This is a genomic window from Curtobacterium sp. P97, assembly GCF_023712445.1.
Lineage (GTDB): Bacteria > Actinomycetota > Actinomycetes > Actinomycetales > Microbacteriaceae > Curtobacterium.
Map to the genome: position 1 here is coordinate 1 of NZ_JAMAYF010000010.1, position 18,341 is coordinate 18,341.

The 18,341-nt window shown below is 72.7% G+C and carries 17 protein-coding genes; 3 read left to right on the forward strand and 14 right to left on the reverse strand.

Translation table 11 applies throughout. The annotated features are described in order from the left end of the window. Positions 1 to 68: 68 nt before the first annotated feature. The 6 genes from glmM to M3677_RS11630 form a co-directional block, all read right to left on the reverse strand. Positions 69 to 1,445, reverse strand: coding sequence for a phosphoglucosamine mutase (gene glmM, locus M3677_RS11605; protein WP_066656981.1), 1,377 nt, complete (start codon positions 1,443 to 1,445; stop codon positions 69 to 71). Positions 1,446 to 1,467: 22 nt separating this feature from the next. Then, positions 1,468 to 1,953 (reverse strand): 30S ribosomal protein S9, encoded by a 486-nt coding sequence (gene rpsI, locus M3677_RS11610; protein ID WP_066656983.1) that lies wholly within the window; start codon positions 1,951 to 1,953, stop codon positions 1,468 to 1,470. Between the two features lie 36 nt (positions 1,954 to 1,989). Beyond that, positions 1,990 to 2,436, reverse strand: coding sequence for a 50S ribosomal protein L13 (gene rplM / locus M3677_RS11615; protein WP_251160633.1), 447 nt, complete (start codon positions 2,434 to 2,436; stop codon positions 1,990 to 1,992). Positions 2,437 to 2,689: 253 nt separating this feature from the next. After that, entirely contained in the window at positions 2,690 to 5,446 is a 2,757-nt protein-coding gene (locus M3677_RS11620; protein WP_251160634.1) for an ExeM/NucH family extracellular endonuclease, read from the reverse strand. Positions 5,447 to 5,585: 139 nt separating this feature from the next. Beyond that, positions 5,586 to 6,332, reverse strand: coding sequence for an MBL fold metallo-hydrolase (locus M3677_RS11625; RefSeq protein ID WP_066656985.1), 747 nt, complete (start codon positions 6,330 to 6,332; stop codon positions 5,586 to 5,588). After that, entirely contained in the window at positions 6,329 to 7,261 is a 933-nt protein-coding gene (locus tag M3677_RS11630; RefSeq protein ID WP_251160635.1) for a tRNA pseudouridine synthase A, read from the reverse strand. Before M3677_RS11630 ends, M3677_RS11625 begins: the two co-directional genes overlap by 4 nt. Before the next feature lie 165 nt (positions 7,262 to 7,426). On the opposite strand from M3677_RS11630, the gene M3677_RS11635 reads away from it, so the two are divergent. Beyond that, the gene (locus M3677_RS11635) at positions 7,427 to 8,434 is read left to right on the forward strand and encodes an ATP-binding cassette domain-containing protein (protein ID WP_251160636.1); all 1,008 of its coding nucleotides are present in this window, start codon (positions 7,427 to 7,429) and stop codon (positions 8,432 to 8,434) included. Further along, complete coding sequence (locus M3677_RS11640) at positions 8,431 to 9,267, forward strand: ABC transporter permease (RefSeq protein WP_209684910.1); 837 nt, start codon at positions 8,431 to 8,433, stop codon at positions 9,265 to 9,267. Before M3677_RS11635 ends, M3677_RS11640 begins: the two co-directional genes overlap by 4 nt. A gap of 43 nt (positions 9,268 to 9,310) precedes the next feature. Here M3677_RS11640 and M3677_RS11645 read toward each other — a convergent pair whose 3' ends face one another. Beyond that, positions 9,311 to 12,514: a BTAD domain-containing putative transcriptional regulator gene (locus tag M3677_RS11645; protein ID WP_251160637.1), complete on the reverse strand. Its 3,204-nt coding sequence runs from the start codon at positions 12,512 to 12,514 to the stop codon at positions 9,311 to 9,313. Positions 12,515 to 12,619: 105 nt separating this feature from the next. On the opposite strand from M3677_RS11645, the gene M3677_RS11650 reads away from it, so the two are divergent. After that, positions 12,620 to 13,768: a hypothetical protein gene (locus tag M3677_RS11650; RefSeq protein WP_251160638.1), complete on the forward strand. Its 1,149-nt coding sequence runs from the start codon at positions 12,620 to 12,622 to the stop codon at positions 13,766 to 13,768. Between the two features lie 13 nt (positions 13,769 to 13,781). On the opposite strand, the gene M3677_RS11655 is transcribed toward M3677_RS11650, so the two are convergent. The 7 genes from M3677_RS11655 to infA all read right to left on the reverse strand — a co-directional run bounded on the left by M3677_RS11655 (position 13,782) and on the right by infA (position 18,230). Continuing rightward, positions 13,782 to 14,894: an aromatic acid exporter family protein gene (locus M3677_RS11655; RefSeq protein WP_209684907.1), complete on the reverse strand. Its 1,113-nt coding sequence runs from the start codon at positions 14,892 to 14,894 to the stop codon at positions 13,782 to 13,784. Between the two features lie 170 nt (positions 14,895 to 15,064). Next, on the reverse strand, positions 15,065 to 15,622 hold the full coding sequence (gene rplQ, locus M3677_RS11660) for a 50S ribosomal protein L17 (protein WP_251160639.1): 558 nt from the start codon (positions 15,620 to 15,622) through the stop codon (positions 15,065 to 15,067). A 66-nt stretch (positions 15,623 to 15,688) separates the two neighbouring features. Further along, positions 15,689 to 16,684, reverse strand: a complete 996-nt coding sequence (locus M3677_RS11665; RefSeq protein ID WP_066656999.1) for a DNA-directed RNA polymerase subunit alpha — start codon at positions 16,682 to 16,684, stop codon at positions 15,689 to 15,691. Between the two features lie 205 nt (positions 16,685 to 16,889). Continuing rightward, positions 16,890 to 17,288 carry a 30S ribosomal protein S11 gene (rpsK, locus tag M3677_RS11670; protein WP_017885507.1) on the reverse strand — a complete coding sequence of 133 codons (399 nt, stop codon included), beginning with the start codon at positions 17,286 to 17,288 and terminating at the stop codon, positions 16,890 to 16,892. Between the two features lie 9 nt (positions 17,289 to 17,297). Continuing rightward, positions 17,298 to 17,672 (reverse strand): 30S ribosomal protein S13, encoded by a 375-nt coding sequence (gene rpsM, locus M3677_RS11675; protein WP_058728274.1) that lies wholly within the window; start codon positions 17,670 to 17,672, stop codon positions 17,298 to 17,300. 149 nt (positions 17,673 to 17,821) lie between these two features. Then, positions 17,822 to 17,938, reverse strand: a complete 117-nt coding sequence (gene rpmJ, locus M3677_RS11680; protein ID WP_022903266.1) for a 50S ribosomal protein L36 — start codon at positions 17,936 to 17,938, stop codon at positions 17,822 to 17,824. 70 nt (positions 17,939 to 18,008) lie between these two features. Then, a complete protein-coding gene (gene infA, locus M3677_RS11685; RefSeq protein ID WP_017885509.1) occupies positions 18,009 to 18,230 on the reverse strand; it encodes a translation initiation factor IF-1 in 222 nt (73 codons plus the stop codon). Between the last annotated feature and the right edge of the window lie 111 nt (positions 18,231 to 18,341).

Below are 18,341 nucleotides of genomic sequence, written 5' to 3' on the forward strand. Positions count from 1 at the left end.
CCACGTGATCACGTGGCGCGAGCCGCTTCCGGTTGTTCCGACGACCCGGGACGTCGCGTGCGAGTGCCCTACGCGGCCGCGTCGATCGCCAGCCGGTCGCGCACGACGGCAGCCAGCTCCTCGGCGACCCGCTGGGCATCCTCCTGCGACGCCGCCTCGACCATCACGCGGACGACGGGCTCGGTGCCCGACGGGCGCAGCAGCACCCGACCGGCGTCGCCGAGGGCTTCGGTCGCCGCGGCGATCGCGTCCTGCACGCCCTGGTCGTCCAGCCCGTGGCGGTCGACACCGCGCACGTTGAGGAGCACCTGCGGGAAGACGGTCATGCACGACGCGAGCTCCTGCAGGCTCTTGCCCGTGCGGGCCATCTCGGCCACCAGGTGCAGGCCCGTCAGCACGCCGTCGCCGGTGGTGGCGTAGTCGTTGAAGATGATGTGGCCGGACTGCTCGCCACCGAGCGAGAAGCCGCCCTCGTTCATCTTCTCGAGCACGTAGCGGTCGCCCACGCCGGTCTCGAGCACCGTGATGCCCGCGTCCGCCATGGCCCGCTTGAGCCCGAGGTTCGACATGACGGTCGCGACGAGCGTGTCGTCGGCGAGCCGGCCCCGCTCCTGGAGCGAGAGCGCCAGGATCGCCATGATCTGGTCGCCGTCGACGGCGTTGCCGGCGGCGTCCACCGCGAGGCAGCGGTCGGCGTCGCCGTCGTGCGCGATGCCCACGTCGGCGCCGTGCGCCAGCACGGCGGCGGCGAGGTTGTCGATGTGGGTCGAGCCCACACCGTCGTTGATGTTCATGCCGTCCGGGTCCGCGCCGATCAGCGTGACGCGAGCGCCGGCGTTGACGAAGACCTCGGGCGAGACGCCCGCGGCGGCACCGTTCGCGCAGTCGAGCACGACGTGCAGGCCGTCGAGCCGGTGCGGCAGCGTGCCGAGCAGGTGGACGACGTAGCGGTCCTCGGCGTCGGCGAAGCGGGTGATCCGGCCGACGTCGCCACCGGTGGGCGTCGGGGCGGACTGGTCGTGCATGGCCGCTTCGATGCGGTCCTCGACCTCGTCCGGCAGCTTGCGGCCGCCCGTGGCGAAGAACTTGATCCCGTTGTCGGGCGCGGGGTTGTGGGACGCGGAGATCATCACGCCGAAGTCGGCGTCGATGTCCGCGACGAGGAACGCTGCAGCGGGGGTGGGGATGACCCCGGCGTCGAGCACGTCGACACCGGCGGAGGCGAGACCGGCCGCGACCGCGGCACCCAGGAACTCACCGGAGACGCGCGGGTCGCGCGCCAGGACCGCGCGGGGGCGCGGTCGACCGGACGCCCGGCGGGCGTCCGCATGGTGTCCGTGTGTGAGCACGGCCGCGCTGGCCTGGGCGAGACCCAGAGCCAGCGCGGCCGTCAGCTCGCCGTTGGCGAGTCCACGAACACCGTCGGTACCGAACAGACGCGGCATTGCGATCGGGTTCGTCGCGCGACTAGCGCTTCGAGAACTGCGACGCCTTGCGGGCCTTCTTGAGACCGGCCTTCTTGCGCTCGATGACGCGGGCGTCACGGGTGAGGAAGCCGGCCTTCTTGAGGGTGGCGCGGTTGTTCTCGCGGTCGATCTCGTTCAGCGCACGCGCGATGGCGAGGCGGAGCGCACCGGCCTGACCCGAGGGGCCACCACCGGTGATGCGAGCGACGACGTCGTAGGCGCCGAGGAGCTCGAGCACCTTGAACGGGTCGTTGATCAACTGCTGGTGCAGCTTGTTCGGGAAGTAGTCCTCGAGCGTGCGGCCGTTGACCGTGAACGAGCCGCCACCGGGGACGAGACGCACGCGGGCGATGGCCTCCTTGCGGCGCCCGACGGCACCGCCCGAGACGTTGAGGATCTGGCGGGGAGCGGCCTCCGAGGACGCCGGGGCGCTCTCGGTGGTGAAGCTCTCCGGGGTCTGGTCGAGGGAGTCAGCGATCTGAGCCATGAGTTTTATCAGTCCTTGAAGTCGTCGTGGCCGGAACTACTGTGCGACCTGGTCGAAGGTGTACGCCTTGGGCTGCTGCGCGGCGTGCGGGTGCTCTGCGCCGGCGTAGACCTTGAGCTTCTTGAGCTGCTCACGGCCGAGGGTGTTCTTCGGCAGCATGCCGCGGATCGCCTTCTCGACGGCGCGGGTCGGGTGCTTCTCGAGCATCTCCGGGTAGGAGGTCGCCGTGAGGCCGCCCGGGTAGCCCGAGTGACGGTAGTAGACCTTCTTCGCGAGCTTGGAGCCGGTGAGGGCGACCTTGTCCGCGTTGATGATGATGACGTAGTCACCCGTGTCCATGTGCTGGGCGAAGGTGGCCTTGTGCTTGCCGCGCAGGAGCGCCGCGGCGTGGGTGGCGAGACGGCCGAGGACGACGTCGGTCGCGTCGATGACGATCCAGTCGTGCTGGACGTCTGCCGGCTTCGGGGAGAACGTACGAGTCACAGGAGTGCTGCTTTCGTGTCGAGGTGAGGAGTCCGTGAATCCCGCTCCGGTGGGTGTTCCGCGGGCGATGCTCGTGGAACTGCCCGGTGGAGGGCTCATCTGACTGTCCGGCGCACGGGGCGCACAGACCAAGGTGAGAGCCTACCCGACGCGGCTCGCCTTGTCGAACGGGCCGTGACGGACGGGAGGCGCGGTGCCGTCCGACACCGCGCCCGCCCGCCCGTCACCCGGTCACGTCCGGGCCGTGGTCACCTCAGCCGAACAGCCCACGCAGCCAGCCGAACACACCGAGCACGACACGGACGACGTCCGCGACGAAGCCACCGTGACCCGGCCCGCCCGGCTTCCCGTCACCGTGACCCGGCTTGCCCGGGTGGTCGCCGCCGTGACCCGGCTTGCCCGGCTTGCCCGGGTGGTCGCCGCCGTGGCCGGGTCCGCCTGGGGTTCCGCCGTTGCCCGGCGTGCCACCGTCACCCGGCGTCGGGGTCTCGTCCTCGGCCAGGTCGAAGCCGACCAGGATCGGGTCGTGGTCGCTCGCCCGGTACACGTCGTCGCGGTACAGGTCGGTGACGTTGTAGTCGTAGCGGCTGTACTCCAGGCCCACCGACTCGGTCGAGTTGATGTTCCAGATGTCCACGCCGGTCACGGCCTCGAGCGCCGCGGGTGAGGCCAGCACGTGGTCGAGCGAACCGCTCAGGCCGCTGAACACGTAGGAGTACTCGGTCGGGTCCTTCGCCGGCCCGAGGTCGGTGTAACCGGCGTCGCGCAGGACGACCATCGGGTCCTCCTCGCTGTAGGCGTTGAAGTCGCCGAGCATGAACACCCTGTCGGTGCCGTACTTCTCCTGCTCGGTGGTCGAGAACGCGGCGAGCGCAGTCGCCTGTGCCACGCGGGACGCGTTCGAGGCACCCTGGCCGTCGCCCTGGTCGGCGTCCGCGCCCGAGCCGGAGCCCTTCGACTTGAAGTGGTTCGCGATCACCAGGAAGTCGTCGTCCGCGTCCCCGCCGACCGGGCGGAAGGCGTCCGCGACGGGCTGGCGGGCGTTCGCGAAGGCCGGGTCGTCGAGGATGGTCGACTCGCCGACGGGTGCGACGCGGTCCTGCTTGTAGATGAGGGCGAGGCGGATGACGTCCTCGCTCGCGGGCAGCACCGCCGGGGACGGCACGTACGCCCAGGTGTCCTGGCCGGTCGCCGCGTTCAGCGCGGAGACGAGCGTGCCGACGGCGGCGTCGCGGTCCTTGCCGAACCGTGCCGAGTTCTCGATCTCCTCGAGGGAGACCACGTCGGCACCGAGGGCGTTGATCGCCTTCACGATCTTCACCTGCTGGCGCTCGAGGTCGTCGGCGTTCGCGGCGCCACGGGCGTCGCAGCCACCGCGGACGGTCACGGGGTCGCCGTCGCGGTCGGTGTAGTACGTGCAGCCGGTGAGCTGGTCGCCCGTGGTCGGGAAGTAGTTCAGCACGTTGAACCCGGCGAGCTTGAGGTCCCCACCGACGTTCTCGGGGGCCGCGGTGCGGACCTGCGAGAACGACGCGGGCAGGTCTGCCGCGGGCGTCGCACCGGTGATCGGCGACGTCGGCTGGAACTTCCAGGTGTCGTTGCGGTAGTCGAGGACGACCGGCTCCGAGAAGGTCGCTGCGGCACCGACCGTGACCGGGCCCTGCGTGAGCCAGGACACCGGGACCGACTGGTTCGCGGCGCTGAGGAAGTTCGTGCTCGCGCCGTCGTCGAGGACCACCGTGCGTGCGGCGTTGTCGGCGGCGACCTCGGCGGCCTCGGCGCTGCCCGGGCGGGCGACCTCGGTCGGCTGGATCAGGCGCTTCGTCCCCGCGGCGAGCGCGATCTCGCCGTACTGGTTCGTCGTGTAGTTGTCGGCGACCGTGTAGTCGCCCTGCGGCGCGATCAGCATGCTCTCGAGCGACTCGCGCTGCGCGTCCGTGCGCGGCAGGGTCAGCGTGGCCGGGACCGGCTGCACGACGCCCGCGGCGGGGAGCTCCTCGACGTCGGCGGTCGAGCCGATCTCGAGCTCGGTGAGGCCGTTGTACTCGGCGACCGTGCCCGTGAGGCGCACGGCGTCCCCGATGGCGACGCTGCCCGCGGTCGCGGCGGAGAACACGAACACGGCGTCCGACGCGGTGTGGGTGGCGAGGTCGACCGCCCCGCCCGTACCGGCGGTCTGGATCGTGTAGCCGTTCAGCCCACCCGTGGCGTAGACCGCGGTCACGACGCCCTCGGTGACGACGCGCTTCCCCACGTACGGCGACGCGGGACCCGTGCCCTGCAGCTCGGCGATCGTGACCGCTTCGGCAGGCGTGGTCGGCGTGCCGGGGTCGGTGGGGGTGCCCGGGTCGGTCGGTGTCGTGCCGGCGCCACCGGAGTTCTCCGGCGTCACCGTCGAGCCCAGGGCGAAGTCCGCCGCGTTGGAGTCGGTGTCGACGGTGCCGTCGCGGTGCAGCGCGTCCGGCACGGAGTTCGCCGTCCCGGTCGGCGCGACGGCGGTCTCGAAGGTGTTCGACGTGCCGTAGCCCAGCAGGTCGACGACGCCGGGCGTCCCGGTGGTGACCGAGCCGACCGGCAGCGTGAGCGCCGTGGCCTGGTCGGACAGGACGAGCGTGCCGGTCGACCCGGACGGGTTGAGGCCGGTCACGGCGTCGGGGGTGGGCAGCGCCTGGCCGTTCGTCCCGTTCGAGCCCATCTGCACGAGGTACGACCCGTGTGCGGGGACGGTGCCGGCGAGCTTGCCGACCGACGGCGTGCCGGTGTTCGCGGCGGCCCGGTACTGGATCGACCACCCGTCCACGGCGACGGCGGTGTCGGTCGGGTTCGCGATCTCGACGAACTTGTTCGTGAACGGCTGGTTCGCGCTGCCGCCCTTCAGGTACGCCTCGGCGATGACGAGGCCGGCGCCCGCGGGGTCCGCGACGGCGGTGGAGACGGAGACGAGCGGGGCGGCGACGAGCGTCGCTGCCACCGTGGCGCACAGCACGGTGCGCCGCAGGAGGTTGGGCATGCTGACCTTCGGCAGGAGGAGGGGGACTCCAGCACGCTAGCGACCTGCGGGGCCACTCAGGTTTCCGGCAGGTGAACGATCCGGTCCACCCCCGTCCGGGGTGCGCAGCGTGGCGACGGGACGGTGCCCGGCGGCGCGCTCAGCCGGCGACCGGCACCCACCCGCTGCCGACCCGGTGCACGGCCGGTCCGTGCCCGGGCAGCACGATCTCCGGGATCGGCAGCGCCCGTGCGGACTCGAGCGCCGTCGCCTGGTCCGCGGTGAAGAACGGCGTGATCATGCGTGGCCGCGGCTGCCACGACCCCGGGAGCGTGTCGTGGTGCGAGACGACCGCGTCCCCGGTGACGATGGCGTTCGCGGCCGGCAACAGGTACGCGGTCGAGCCGGCCGTGTGCCCGACGGCGGGGAACGGCGTCATCGCACGCCCCGCGAAGTCGTGCGCGGTGAAGGCCCGGGCAGTGGGGACGGTCACGGGACGCAGGGCGTCGGAACCGACGGCCCGCGCCAGCCAGCGGAACGTCCGCGGTGCGGCGAGACGCCCGCCGATCTCCGCCGGCCGGACCTGCTGCCGCTGCGGCCCGCGCACGTTGTCGAGCTCGTCGGCGTGCGCCAGGACCTGCACGTGCGGGTACCGCTCGAGGATCCCCGGGATGCCCCCGACGTGGTCGACGTGCCCGTGCGTGACGTAGATGCGTCGGAGGTCGCCGAGGTCGTGCCCCGCCCAGCGCACGGTGTCGAGGACGAGCGCGGTGTCCGCGGGGTAGCCGGCGTCGATCAGCGCGACGCCGTCCTCCTCGGCGAGCACGACCCAGTTCGAGACCGGCCCCTCGACGAACACCACACCGGGTGCCACGGAGACGACGGACCGGGGCCTGCGGGAGCTCATCCCCCGACGGTACCGGCGTCCGGCTCGTCGTCCGTCCGGCGCGCACGGGTCTGCGCCGCCCGGGCCGCGAGCTCGTCGTCCCCCGGGTAGCCCACCTCGGTGAGGGTCAGACCGGCCGCGGGTGCGACCTTGAACGCGCTCGTGCGCTGCTGCGCGACCCGCAGCTCCTCGAGGCGGTCCGGGCCGAAGCGGCCCTCCCCGACGGCGATGGTCGCCCCGACCATCGCCCGCACCATGGAGTGGCAGAACGCGTCGGCCTGGAGGCGCGCCACCAGCACGCCGTCCGGCTCGCGGTCCCAGCGGAACTCCTGCAGCGTCCGGATCGTGGTCGCGCCCGCGCGCGGCTTGCAGAAGGTCGCGAAGTCGTGCAGCCCGAGCAACGTCAGCGCACCGCGCTCCATCGCCGCCGGGTCGAGGCGCGTCGGGTGCCAGAGCGTGTGCCCGCGGCGACGTGGATCGCGCGGGGCGTCGGCGTCCGCCACCCGGTACTCGTAGCGCCGCCAGAGCGGGGAGAACCGGGCGTCGAAGCCGTCCGGTGCGACCGACGCGCGCGTGACGACGACGTCGCCCGTCGCCCCGGCGAGACCGTTCACGCGCTTGACGAGTCCGTCGAGCGAGGTGCGAGGAGGGCCGTCCGGCGACGACCGCCGCGGACGGGTGAGCGCACCCCACTGCTCCGCGGTCAGGTCGACGTGGGCGACCTGCCCGGTGGCGTGCACCCCGGCGTCCGTCCGACCGGCGACCGTCAGCTGCGGCGGCGCGCCCCACCGGGTGAAGACCGTGGCGAGCGCGGACTCGAGCGCGCCCTGCACGGTCCGCAGGCCGGGCTGCCGGGCCCAGCCCGAGAAGGCAGCCCCGTCGTAGGCGACGTCCAGCCGCAGCCGCACGGCACCGCCGACACCGGCACCCGAGTCGTCCGTCCCTGCCACGGGAGCGAGCGTACCGGGGCCGGGGCGGGCCTCCCGTCCGGCCCCGCCGACGACGACCGCGCCCGCCCCGCTGACGGAGAGCGTCCGACCGTGTCAGCGCCACGTCAGTGCCGCGTGAGCGGCCGGCGGCACGATCGTCCCGACATCGACGAAAGGACCTGTGCGATGACCACCACACCACTCGCCGTCGAGGCGACCGGCCTCGTCAAGACGTTCGGCAGCAACCGCGCCGTGGACGGGGTCGACCTCCGCGTCGAGGCCGGCACGGTCTACGGCGTGCTCGGCCCGAACGGCGCCGGCAAGACGACCACCATCTCGATGCTCGCGACCCTGCTGCGGCCGGACGGCGGCGAGGCCCGCGTCTTCGGGCACGACGTCCGCCGCGAGCCGCAGACGGTCCGCTCCCTGATCGGGGTGACGGGGCAGTACGCGAGCGTCGACGAGACGCTCAGCGCCACCGAGAACCTCGTCATCTTCGCGCGGCTGCTCGGCCTCTCCCGCGGCGACGCGAAGCGCAAGGCGGTCGAGCTGCTCGAGCGCTTCGGGCTGTCCGAGGCGGCGTCGCGTCCGCTCAAGAAGTTCTCCGGGGGCATGCGCCGCCGGCTCGACCTGGCCGCGAGCCTCATCGCGCAGCCGCCGCTCATCTTCCTCGACGAGCCGACGACCGGCCTCGACCCCCGCACCCGGGCGCAGATGTGGGACACGATCCGCGAGCTCGTCGCGACCGGGTCGACCGTCCTGCTCACGACGCAGTACCTCGACGAGGCCGACCAGCTCGCCGACCGCATCGCCGTCATCGACCACGGACGTGTCGTGGCCGAGGGCACCGCGGACGAACTGAAGTCCTCGGTCGGCACGGCCTCGCTGCAGCTCCGCCTGGCGGACGCGGATGCGGACGCCCTCGCGACCGCGGCGTCGCTCGTCGAGCGCGTGCTCGGCACCCCGGCGGTCGTCAGCCCGGAGGGCGCGCGGCTCACCGCCCCGATGACGGCGCCCGACCGGGTCACCGACCTGCTCGTGTCGTTCCGCGAAGCGGGCGTCTCCCTCGCCGAGATGAGCGTGCAGAAGCCGACCCTCGACGAGGTCTTCCTCACCATCACCGGCTCGCCGACGTCCGCGGACGCCGACACCGACACCGAGTCCGAGCGCGCGCTCGAAGGGAGCCCCGCATGACCACCCTCGCCCCGACCCCCACCACCACGTCGTCGCCCCGCGTGACACCCCGACCCGGGATCGGCGGCACCGGCCCGGCCGCCACCGTCCGCCAGTCGTTCACGATGGCGTACCGCGGACTCGTGAAGATCCGCCGTACCCCCGAGCAGCTGTTCGACGTCACGCTCATGCCGATCGTCTTCACGGTGATGTTCACGTACATCTTCGGCGGCGCGATCTCCGGCGACGTCGGCAGCTACCTGCCCGTGATCATCCCCGGCATCCTCGTGCAGACGGCGATCACGTCGTCGGTCGTCACCGGCGTGCAGCTCCGCGAGGACATGGACAAGGGCGTGTTCGACCGGTTCCGGTCGCTCCCGATCGCCCGGATCGCCCCGCTCGCCGGGGCCCTGCTCGCCGACACCGTCCGCTACGCCATCGCGACGACGATCACGTTCGTGGTGGGCATCGTCATGGGGCTGCGCCCCGCCGGCGGACTCGGCGCCGTGCTCCTCGCGGCGCTGCTCGTCATCGTGGTGGCGTGGGCGATCAGCTGGGTCTTCGCGTACTTCGGGGTCATCGCCCGGACCGCGTCGAGCGTCTCCGGCATCGCGAACCTCGTGCTGTTCCCGCTGACGTTCCTGTCGAACGCCTTCGTCCCGACCGACACGCTGCCCGCCTGGCTGCGCTGGTTCACCGAGGTCAACCCGGTCTCGCACCTCATCACCGCGGTGCGCGACCTGGTGAACCACGGCGTGGTCGGCGGCGACCTCTGGCTGAGCCTGCTCGGCGCGGCCGTGGTCGTCGCGGTGTTCGCCCCGCTGACGGTCCGCGCGTACATGCGGAAGGCCTGACGGTCCGGGCGACCGTCCGGGGGGAGGACGGCCCGAGCGCCGGTCAGCCAGGCAGGCGAGCGTCCTCGAGCACGCGCCGCACCCACGAGACCGCCTCGGTCCGGTCCCTGCCCGCCGCGGCCGTCTCGGCGTCGGCGAGCGCCGGCTCCCCCACCACCTCGGCGAGCAGCGGTCGCAGCCGGGCGTGCGCGAGCACCGCGAAGTCCTGCCGCGAGCCGATCCGCGTGAGCGTGCCCCAGCACGCGGCAGCCGTGTCCGGACGTCCGGTGCGCGCGTAGGCGATCGCGAGCCCGGCGAGTGCCGTCCCGATGACGGGCACGTCCCGGCGGGCCTGGCGGAGCCGCAGCTGCACGAGGGTGCCGACACGGATCCGGCGGGCGACCGCCAGTTCGGCTGCCGGGAGGCCCGGGGCCGCGCCGTCGGTCCGGCCCGCGCCCGCCTCGTCCACCGCCGCGATGCGTGCCGCCCCCGCCGTCAGCGCCCAGTGCGCGGCGGGTCCGCGACCGGGCTGCACGACGTCCCAGGCCGCGGCGTACGCCGCCGCGGCCCCGGCGAGGTCGCCCTCGTACCGCGCGCACTCGGCGGTGATCGCGACCGCGAGCACGGCGATCAGCCCGCGGTCGTCGAACCCGCCGCGGCCGCCGTCGGGCCGGTGCCGCAGGTCTGCTGCGACGGCACGTGCACGGTCGACGTCGCCGGTCGCGGCCGAGGCGAGACCGACGGTCCACCCGATCTCGTACAGGTCGTCCTCCGCCCCGAACAGCTCGAGGTCCTCCCGGGCGGTGACGGCGGCGGCGAGGGACTCCCGGTACCGCCCGGACTGCGCGAGCAGCTGGGTCAGCGTGACCGCGACGGTGCCCGTGGTCCAGGCCTCTCCGGTCGTCCGTGCCAGCTCCTCCGCACGCCGGATGTACCGCAGCGCCCCGGCCGGGTCGCCGTCGTTCTCGGCCAGCGGCGCGCTGAGCAGGTGGCCGAGCAGGGCGACCGCGGGCTCCCGGTGGGCACGCAGCCGTGCCAGCTCGGCGGAGCCCTGCTCGGGTCGCGGCAGGGCGAGCAGGAGCCCGGCGAGCGCGTCGACGACCGGGTCCTCGGCACGCCCGGAGCGGTGCAGCTCCCGGAGTCCGCTGATCGCCCGGGCGGTGGTGCGGAGGTCGGTGAACACCGCGGTCGCACCGCACATCACGAGGCCGATCACCGTCGCGGTGCGGTCGGCCGGCGCCGGCACGCGCGACCGCAGCGCCGCGACGACGTCGGGTGCGGTCGCGGCGACCTCGCGGTGCAGCCCGCGGAGCGTCCAGTACCCGCCGAGGGCCGCGAAGACCTGCGCCACCGTCGGCACGTCGTCGGCGCGGATCGCCCAGCGCAGCAGGGTGACGAGCGTGTCGGCCTCGCGGCGGACCTCGGTGAACGCGACGAGCTGCGCCGGACCCCGCAGTGCGAACAGGTTGCGCGCTGCCGACAGCTCCCGGCCCCACGCGGTCATGGCCGCCCGCACGGCCTCGGTGGTGCCCCGCGCCGCCAGGCGTGCGGCGCCGAACTCGCGCACGGTTTCGAGCAGTCGGTAGCGGACCGGCTCCCCCTCGACCTCGACGAGCTGCACGAGGGACTGTTCCACCAGGTCGGCGAGGTCGTCGAGCGCGTCCCACCGCCGTCCGGGCTCCGCCACCGACTCGACGGCCTCGACCGCGACACCGTCGGGGAACAGTGCGAGGCGGGTCAGCAGGTCCTGGGCGCCCTCGTCGAGCAGCCGCCAGCTCCACTCGATGACGGCGAGCAGGGTGCGGTGCCGTTCGGGAGCGCTCCGGTCACCACCGCGCAGCAGGGCGAAGCGGTCGTCGAGCCGCCGTTCGACCTCGTCGACCGACATCCCTCGGATGCGGGCGGCGGCGAGCTCGATGGCGAGCGGCGACCCGTCGAGTCGGGTGCAGATCCTGCGCACCGCGTCCACGGGCAGCACCGCACCGGGCCGAGCGGCACGGGCGCGTTCGGTGAACAGCCGGACCGCCGCGCCGTCGGCCTCGACCGGCAGCGGTCCGAGGGGTGCGACGACCTCGCCCGCGATGGCGAGCGGTGCCCGGGACGTCGTGAGCACCCGCAGGCCGGGCACGGCGGCGAGCAGGTCGGCCGTGCAGCGGGCCACGGCCTGCAGCAGGTGCTCGCAGTTGTCGAGCACGAGCACCGTCGGTCCGTCGTCGAGGGCACGCACCACCCGGCCCCACAGGTCGGTGACGACCGCGTCCTGCAGCATGCGCGCCGTCCGGACCTCGGCGATCCCGAGCAGTGCGCCGAGGGCAGGCAGCAGGTCCTCGCCGTCGTCGATCGGTGCGAGCTCGCAGACGACGACGCCCGTGGTTGGGGGCAGCGCGGCGGCGACGGCCTGCGCCAGGCGCGTCTTGCCGAGTCCGCCCGGGCCGAGCACCGTGACCAGGCGGTGCTCGTCGAGCGACCGGGACACCGTCGCGACGTCGTCCTGCCGCCCGACGAGCTCGTTCGGCGCGACCCGGAGCCCGGTCCGCCGGACCGGGTGGTCGGTCGCGGACGCCGACCGGCGCAGGAGCTCGGCGTTCAGCCGCACGAGCTCCGCGGACGGATCAGCCCCGAGTCCGTCCGCCAGCCGTCCGCGGTGCGCGGCGAACACCGCGAGTGCCTCTGGGGTCCGCCCGTCGACGTCGAGGGCGCGCATCGCTCCCCCGACCGCCGTGTCGTCGAAGGGCGCCGCGTCGACCTCGGCGAGCCAGGTGGTCGCAGCGGCGGCGGCGTCGCCGTCCTCGAGCAGCAGGACGGCGAGCCGCCGACACAGGGCGTGCTCGACCGCGGCCGCGCGGTCGGCGAGCGCCGAGCCCAGGTCCCCGTCGACGTCCGCACCCGGTGCACCCCGCCACCGGCCGAGCGCTGCCCGCACCGCTGCGGTGTCGGGTGCGTGCACGGCCCGCTCCGCGGCGACGAGGTCGACGTCCGCCGGGTCGCCACCGAGCGCGTACCCCGTGCTGGTCGACACGACGAGACCGTCCGCCGTCGTCCGGCGCAGTCGGGAGACCAGGGTCTGCAGGGCCGCCCGGGCGCCCTTCGGCCGGTCCGCACCCCAGAGCTCGTCGATCAGTGCCTCGGTGCCGAGTGCACGGCCGGGTGCGAGCACCAGCGCGGTCAGGAACGACCGCGCGAGTGCACCGGGAACGGCGACCGCGGCGCCGTCCGGGCCCGCCACCGTCACCGGTCCGAGGACGGCGACACGGGACGCGACGGGCACGACCCGATCCTAGTTCCGGCCGTGCGAGGACGCCGTCACCTGATCGTGACCGGCGAGCACGCGGTCGTCACCGGTCCGTGACACGCGAGGGTTAGCGTCACGGACATGGGATTCCCTCGTACCCGCTGCGCGGCCGTCCTCGCCACGTCGGTCGCCGTGCTCCTCGCGGTCACCGCCTGCTCGTCGCCGTCGACCGAGGGCGCGACACCGAGCGCCTCCGGCCCGCCCGCGTCGTCCGCGCCGAGCAGCAGCCCGTCCGCGGAGGTGACCGTGGACTTCGGGACGGCCCCCGCCGGCGACGGCACACCGGACTGCTCGGCGCTGTTGCCCGCAGCAGCAGTCGACGCCGTCGTCCCCGGCGCGCGTGCGGTCGCCCTCGCCGACGTCCCGCACGTCGCGGCCGCCGACTGGGCACCGGTGGTCGCCGGTGGCTCCTCCTGCACGTCGACCACCGGCGTCGCACCGCTCGACGGCACCGTGCTCGGGACGATCGACGACCCCCGCTACGAGGGCGTGCGCGTCACGGTGCTGCCCGACGCCACGGCGGAGTACCAGGACCTCGCCGCGTCCGGGCTGACCGGCGTCCTGGACGGCGGTCCGAGCTGCAGCGCGAGCGACGCCGCGGTCGTGTACTGCGTCTCCGACGTGCTCGTCGGTGACGCCTGGGTGCAGGTCCTGGCGCAGCGCGTCCAGGACGACCCGGACACGACCGAGGCGGCACTCGACGCCCCCTTCCGCGCTCTCGTCGAGCAGGTCGGCGACGCCGTGCGCACGAGCCCCGTCACCACCGCCCGCGTCGACGAGCACGTCGACGGCAGCCTGCCGCCCTGCGTCGCCGACAACGTGGACGCGGTCACGGACACGACGCTCCGCTGGGCACTCGAGGGCACCGACGTCGCTCCGACGACGGTCGAGCACGCGCTCGACCGTCTGTCGGGAGCGTCGTGCGGCTTCGTGGCGCCCGTCGAGTCCGATCCGCGGTACGACCAGCAGCAGGCGCAGTACGACCGCCTTCCGAACGGTGGCTGGGCGGTGGAGCAGCGCCTGGCCGCGGGCACGATCGACCGCGACGGGCGGATCGACCTCGACGGCCTCGACGACGGCGACGGCGCCTGGCGGACGTGCGACGACACCGCATGCACCCTCGACGTCGTGTCGGACGGTGGCACGTGGGAGCACTTCGTCCTGATGCGCGCGGTGGCCCCGGACACCGCCGAGGCCGTCGAGCGCTGGGCGACGGCCTCGCGCGGCTGACCGGAGGCGCTCGCTAGCGCTGTCGTCCCGAGGGCCCGGTCTCGGTGTCGACGTCCGCGGTCGCCCGCTTCTCGGACTCGAGCACCCCGCGCAGCGCGACGATCGCGCTGGAGGTCACCGTCACCTGCGACGGGTCCGCGTCACTGGCGTCGATGGCGCGCTCGAGGTCGGCGATCGACTCGTCCGCCCCGTCCTCCTCGCAGTCGCCGCGGACCACGCAGGCGACCTTCCGGAGCGCCGCCGCGAAGGGTCCTGCGAACGCCGGGTCCGGCCGCCCGATGTTCTCCGCGACCGGACCCGAACGGGCGACCAGCTCGGTGAGGTCGGTCGTGTACCAGGCGACGCGCTCGAGCGCCCGGAAGCGCGCACCGTCGGTCTGCAGGCGCGCACGCGGTCCCCGAAGCACGCTCCGGGGGTTCATCCGGCGCGCCTCCTGCGCCGTCGAGACGCGGTCCCGGACCTCGGCGATCGCCTTGTCCAGCCGCTCCTGCTGGCGGTCCCAGGCACCGGTGTCCGGCTCGCCCTCGTCGAGCACGTCTGCCAGGTCGTCGAGCTGCTGCGCGAGCACGGCGTTCACCTGGTCGATGCGGCGCTCGGCGTCCCAGAAGTGCAGCGGGGGGACCACGGCGAAGTTCACCGCGAGCCCGATGCCGATGCCGATCGCCATCTGCACGACGTACGCGAACGAGTAGCCCTCCGCGTTGCCGCCGCCGATGAGGAGCACGAAGAGCGCCGCCATCGGCACCCACGAGTACCCCTCGCCCAGGATCCGGAAGCCCGAGACGAGCACCCCGAGGCCGACGACGAGCGCGACCGCGATGACCCCGGGATCGCCGATGAGCATCGTGAACCCGGCGATCAGGATGCCGAGCGTGATGCCGACCAGCGTCTGGACGCCGGCCCGGATCCCCGCGAAGACGGTCGTGCGCATCGCGACGATCGCACCGAGCGGTGCGTAGTACGGGTACTCCGCGGCGACGCCCGGTGCGTACTTCGCCAGGGTCCACGCGATCGTGGCGGCCAGCGCGGCCTTGCCGGCCAGCAACAACCGCGGCTGGGTGCCGGAGTCCCGACTCCACCGCCACAGACGGCGCCCTGCGCCGGTGATCCGTTCCGCTCTCGCCATGTCGCGATCACCGTACGGCGGCGACGCTGGGAGCGGACGCGGGTGCGCTCCGGACGGGAGGCCCGTGGCGGCCCCGCCCCGCGCCTCCCGTCCGTCGCCACGCCGTCCGCGGGGACGACGGAACCCCCCGCGACGTGGGTCGCGGGGGGTTCCGTGTGGTGGTGCTGGACCTACTTGGCGTCGTCCGACTTCGCCTCGGCGTCGGCCTCGACCTCGGCGGCAGCCGGGGTCTCGGTCTCGGCCTCGACGGGAGCGGACTCCTCGGTCGTCTCCGTGGACTCGACCGGGGTCTCCTCGACCGGGGTCTCCTCGGCCGGAGCGGCAGCAGCCGGGGCCGCGTCGCGCTTGACCGGGGCCGGCGTGCTCGACACCGGCTCGAGGACGAGCTCGATCGAGGCGAGCGGCGCGTTGTCACCCTTGCGGAAGCCGAGCTTCGTGATGCGGGTGTAGCCGCCCTGACGGTCCTCGACCTGCGGGGCGATCTCCGTGAACAGCGTGTGCACGACGGACTTGTCGCGCAGCTGGGCGATCACACGACGACGCGCGTGCAGGTCGCCACGCTTCGCGAACGTGATGAGACGCTCGGCGACGGGACGCAGGCGCTTGGCCTTCGTCTCGGTGGTCGTGATGCGACCGTGCGTGAAGAGGGCGTTGGCGAGGTTGCTCAGGAGCAGGCGCTCGTGGGCGGGGCCGCCACCGAGGCGGGGGCCCTTGGTGGGCTTCGGCATGTCAGTTCTCCAGTGGTGATGGTGGTGCGCACCGACTCATCGGTGCGCGTGCGCGTGAGCGCGAGGTCAGTTGTTGGACTCGTCCTCGTCGTACCCGCTGTAGAAGTGGGCGCCGTCGAATCCGGGGACGGTGTCCTTGAGGGACAGGCCGAGCTCGGTGAGCTTGTCCTTGACCTCGTCCACCGACTTCTGACCGAAGTTGCGGATGTTCATGAGCTGCGTCTCCGACAGGGCGACGAGCTCGGACACCGTGTTGATGCCCTCCCGCTTGAGGCAGTTGTAGCTGCGCACCGACAGGTCGAGGTCCTCGATCGGGGTCTGCAGCTCGTTCGAGAGCACCGCGTCGACCGGCGCGGGGCCGATCTCGATGCCCTCGGCCGCCGTGTTCAGCTCGCGGGCGAGACCGAACAGCTCGACCAGCGTGCGACCGGCCGACGCGATGGCGTCGCGCGGCGTGATCGCCGGCTTCGACTCGACGTCGACGACCAGGCGGTCGAAGTCCGTGCGCTCACCGGCACGCGTCGCCTCGACGCGGTAGGTGACCTTGAGGACCGGCGAGTAGATCGAGTCGATCGGGATCTGCCCGGCCTCGCTGAACTCCGAGCGGTTCTGGGTCGCCGAGACGTAGCCGCGGCCACGCTCGATCGTCAGCTCCAGCTCGAAGCGCGCGGTGTCGTTCAGGGTCGCGATGACGAGGTCCGGGTTGTGGATCTCGACGCCGGCCGGGGCGGAGATGTCCGCCGCGGTGACCTGACCGGCACCCTGCTTGCGCAGGTACGCGGTGATCGGCTCGTCGTGCTCGCTGGAGACGACGAGGCTCTTGATGTTGAGGATGATCTCGGTGACGTCTTCCTTGACACCGGGGACGGTGCTGAACTCGTGGAGGACGCCGTCGATGCGGATGCTGGTGACAGCCGCGCCGGGGATCGAGGAGAGGAGCGTGCGGCGCAGCGAGTTGCCGAGGGTGTAACCGAAGCCCGGCTCGAGCGGCTCGATGACGAAGCGCGAGCGGTGCTCGGAGATCGACTCCTCGGTCAGGGTGGGGCGCTGTGCAATGAGCACTGTGGGATTCCTTTCGGCGGAGTGTCCGCTATATGACACTCGGCGGTACGACGGGGCCGACCGGGCCCCGACGGGTCTGTTGAGTTGTGATCACGCGCAGCGCGGGGCCGGGAGGGCCCGACGTACGCGATCGAACGACCAGGAATGGCCGGCCCCGCTCGCCCCGGTCAGGGGACGAGCGGGGAACGGCCGGTTGCTCCTCGCGTCAGACGCGGCGACGCTTCGGCGGGCGGCAGCCGTTGTGCGCCTGCGGGGTGACGTCGTTGATCGAGCCGACCTCGAGGCCAGCGGCCTGGAGCGAGCGGATCGCGGTCTCGCGACCCGAGCCCGGGCCCTTGACGAAGACGTCGACCTTCTTGACGCCGTGCTCCTGCGCCTGACGCGCAGCGGACTCGGCGGCGAGCTGCGCCGCGAACGGCGTCGACTTGCGCGAACCCTTGAAGCCCACGGCACCCGAGGACGCCCAGCTGAGGACGGCACCCGACGGGTCGGTGATGCTGACGATGGTGTTGTTGAACGTGCTCTTGATGTGGGCCTGGCCCACGGCGACGTTCTTCTTCTCCTTGCGACGCGGCTTGCGCGCGGCAGTCTTGGGGGTAGCCATGATGATCTCCTATCGGGCCTTCTTCTTGCCTGCCACGGTGCGCTTCGGTCCCTTGCGGGTACGCGCGTTGGTCTTGGTGCGCTGACCACGCACCGGGAGACCACGACGGTGGCGGAGACCCTCGTAGCTACCGATCTCGACCTTGCGGCGGATGTCGGCGGCGACCTCGCGGCGGAGGTCACCCTCCACCTTGAAGTTGCCCTCGATGAAGTCACGGAGGGCGACGAGCTGGTCGTCGGTCAGGTCCTTGACGCGGATGTCACCGGAGATACCGGTCTCGGCGAGTGCCTGGACCGCGCGGGTACGGCCGACGCCGTAGATGTACGTGAGTGCGATCTCCACGCGCTTCTCGCGCGGGATGTCGACGCCTGCTAGACGTGCCATGTTCTGGCTGCTCCTGTTTTCGGTGGAGGTGTGGCGCAGTACCGGTGCCCGGGCCTCCGCCCCGAGGTGTCCCCCCGCCGACGACCGAGGTCAGTGGCGGAGTTCTGGTACTGCGTGTTCAGTGTTGAGTTGTGGGTCCTGCTGGGAGCTCAGCCCTGGCGCTGCTTGTGGCGCGGGTTGCTCTTGCAGATCACCATGACGCGGCCCTTGCGGCGGATGACACGGCAGTGCTCGCAGATGGGCTTGACGCTGGGGTTGACCTTCATGATTGCTTCCTGTTGCTCGCTGGCTTCGTGCCCGGCGGGTTCGCCGAGCCGTTCCTTTCCAGCTCGCGGATCACTTGTAGCGGTAGACGATCCGGCCGCGGGTCAGGTCGTACGGGCTCAGCTCCACGATCACGCGGTCCTCGGGGAGGATGCGGATGTAGTGCTGGCGCATCTTCCCGGAGATGTGCGCGAGGACCTTGTGTCCGTTGGTCAGCTCAACGCGGAACATCGCGTTGGGCAGAGCTTCGAGCACCGAGCCTTCGATCTCGATGACGCCGTCTTTCTTGGCCATAGCCTCACTGTCGCTTGGTTGGATTACCGGTGTGATCCCCGAGCCGGTCTGCGGGTCGGGCGCCACGCCGAAGGGCATGACACACCAAAGATCAACCCTATGCGATCAGGC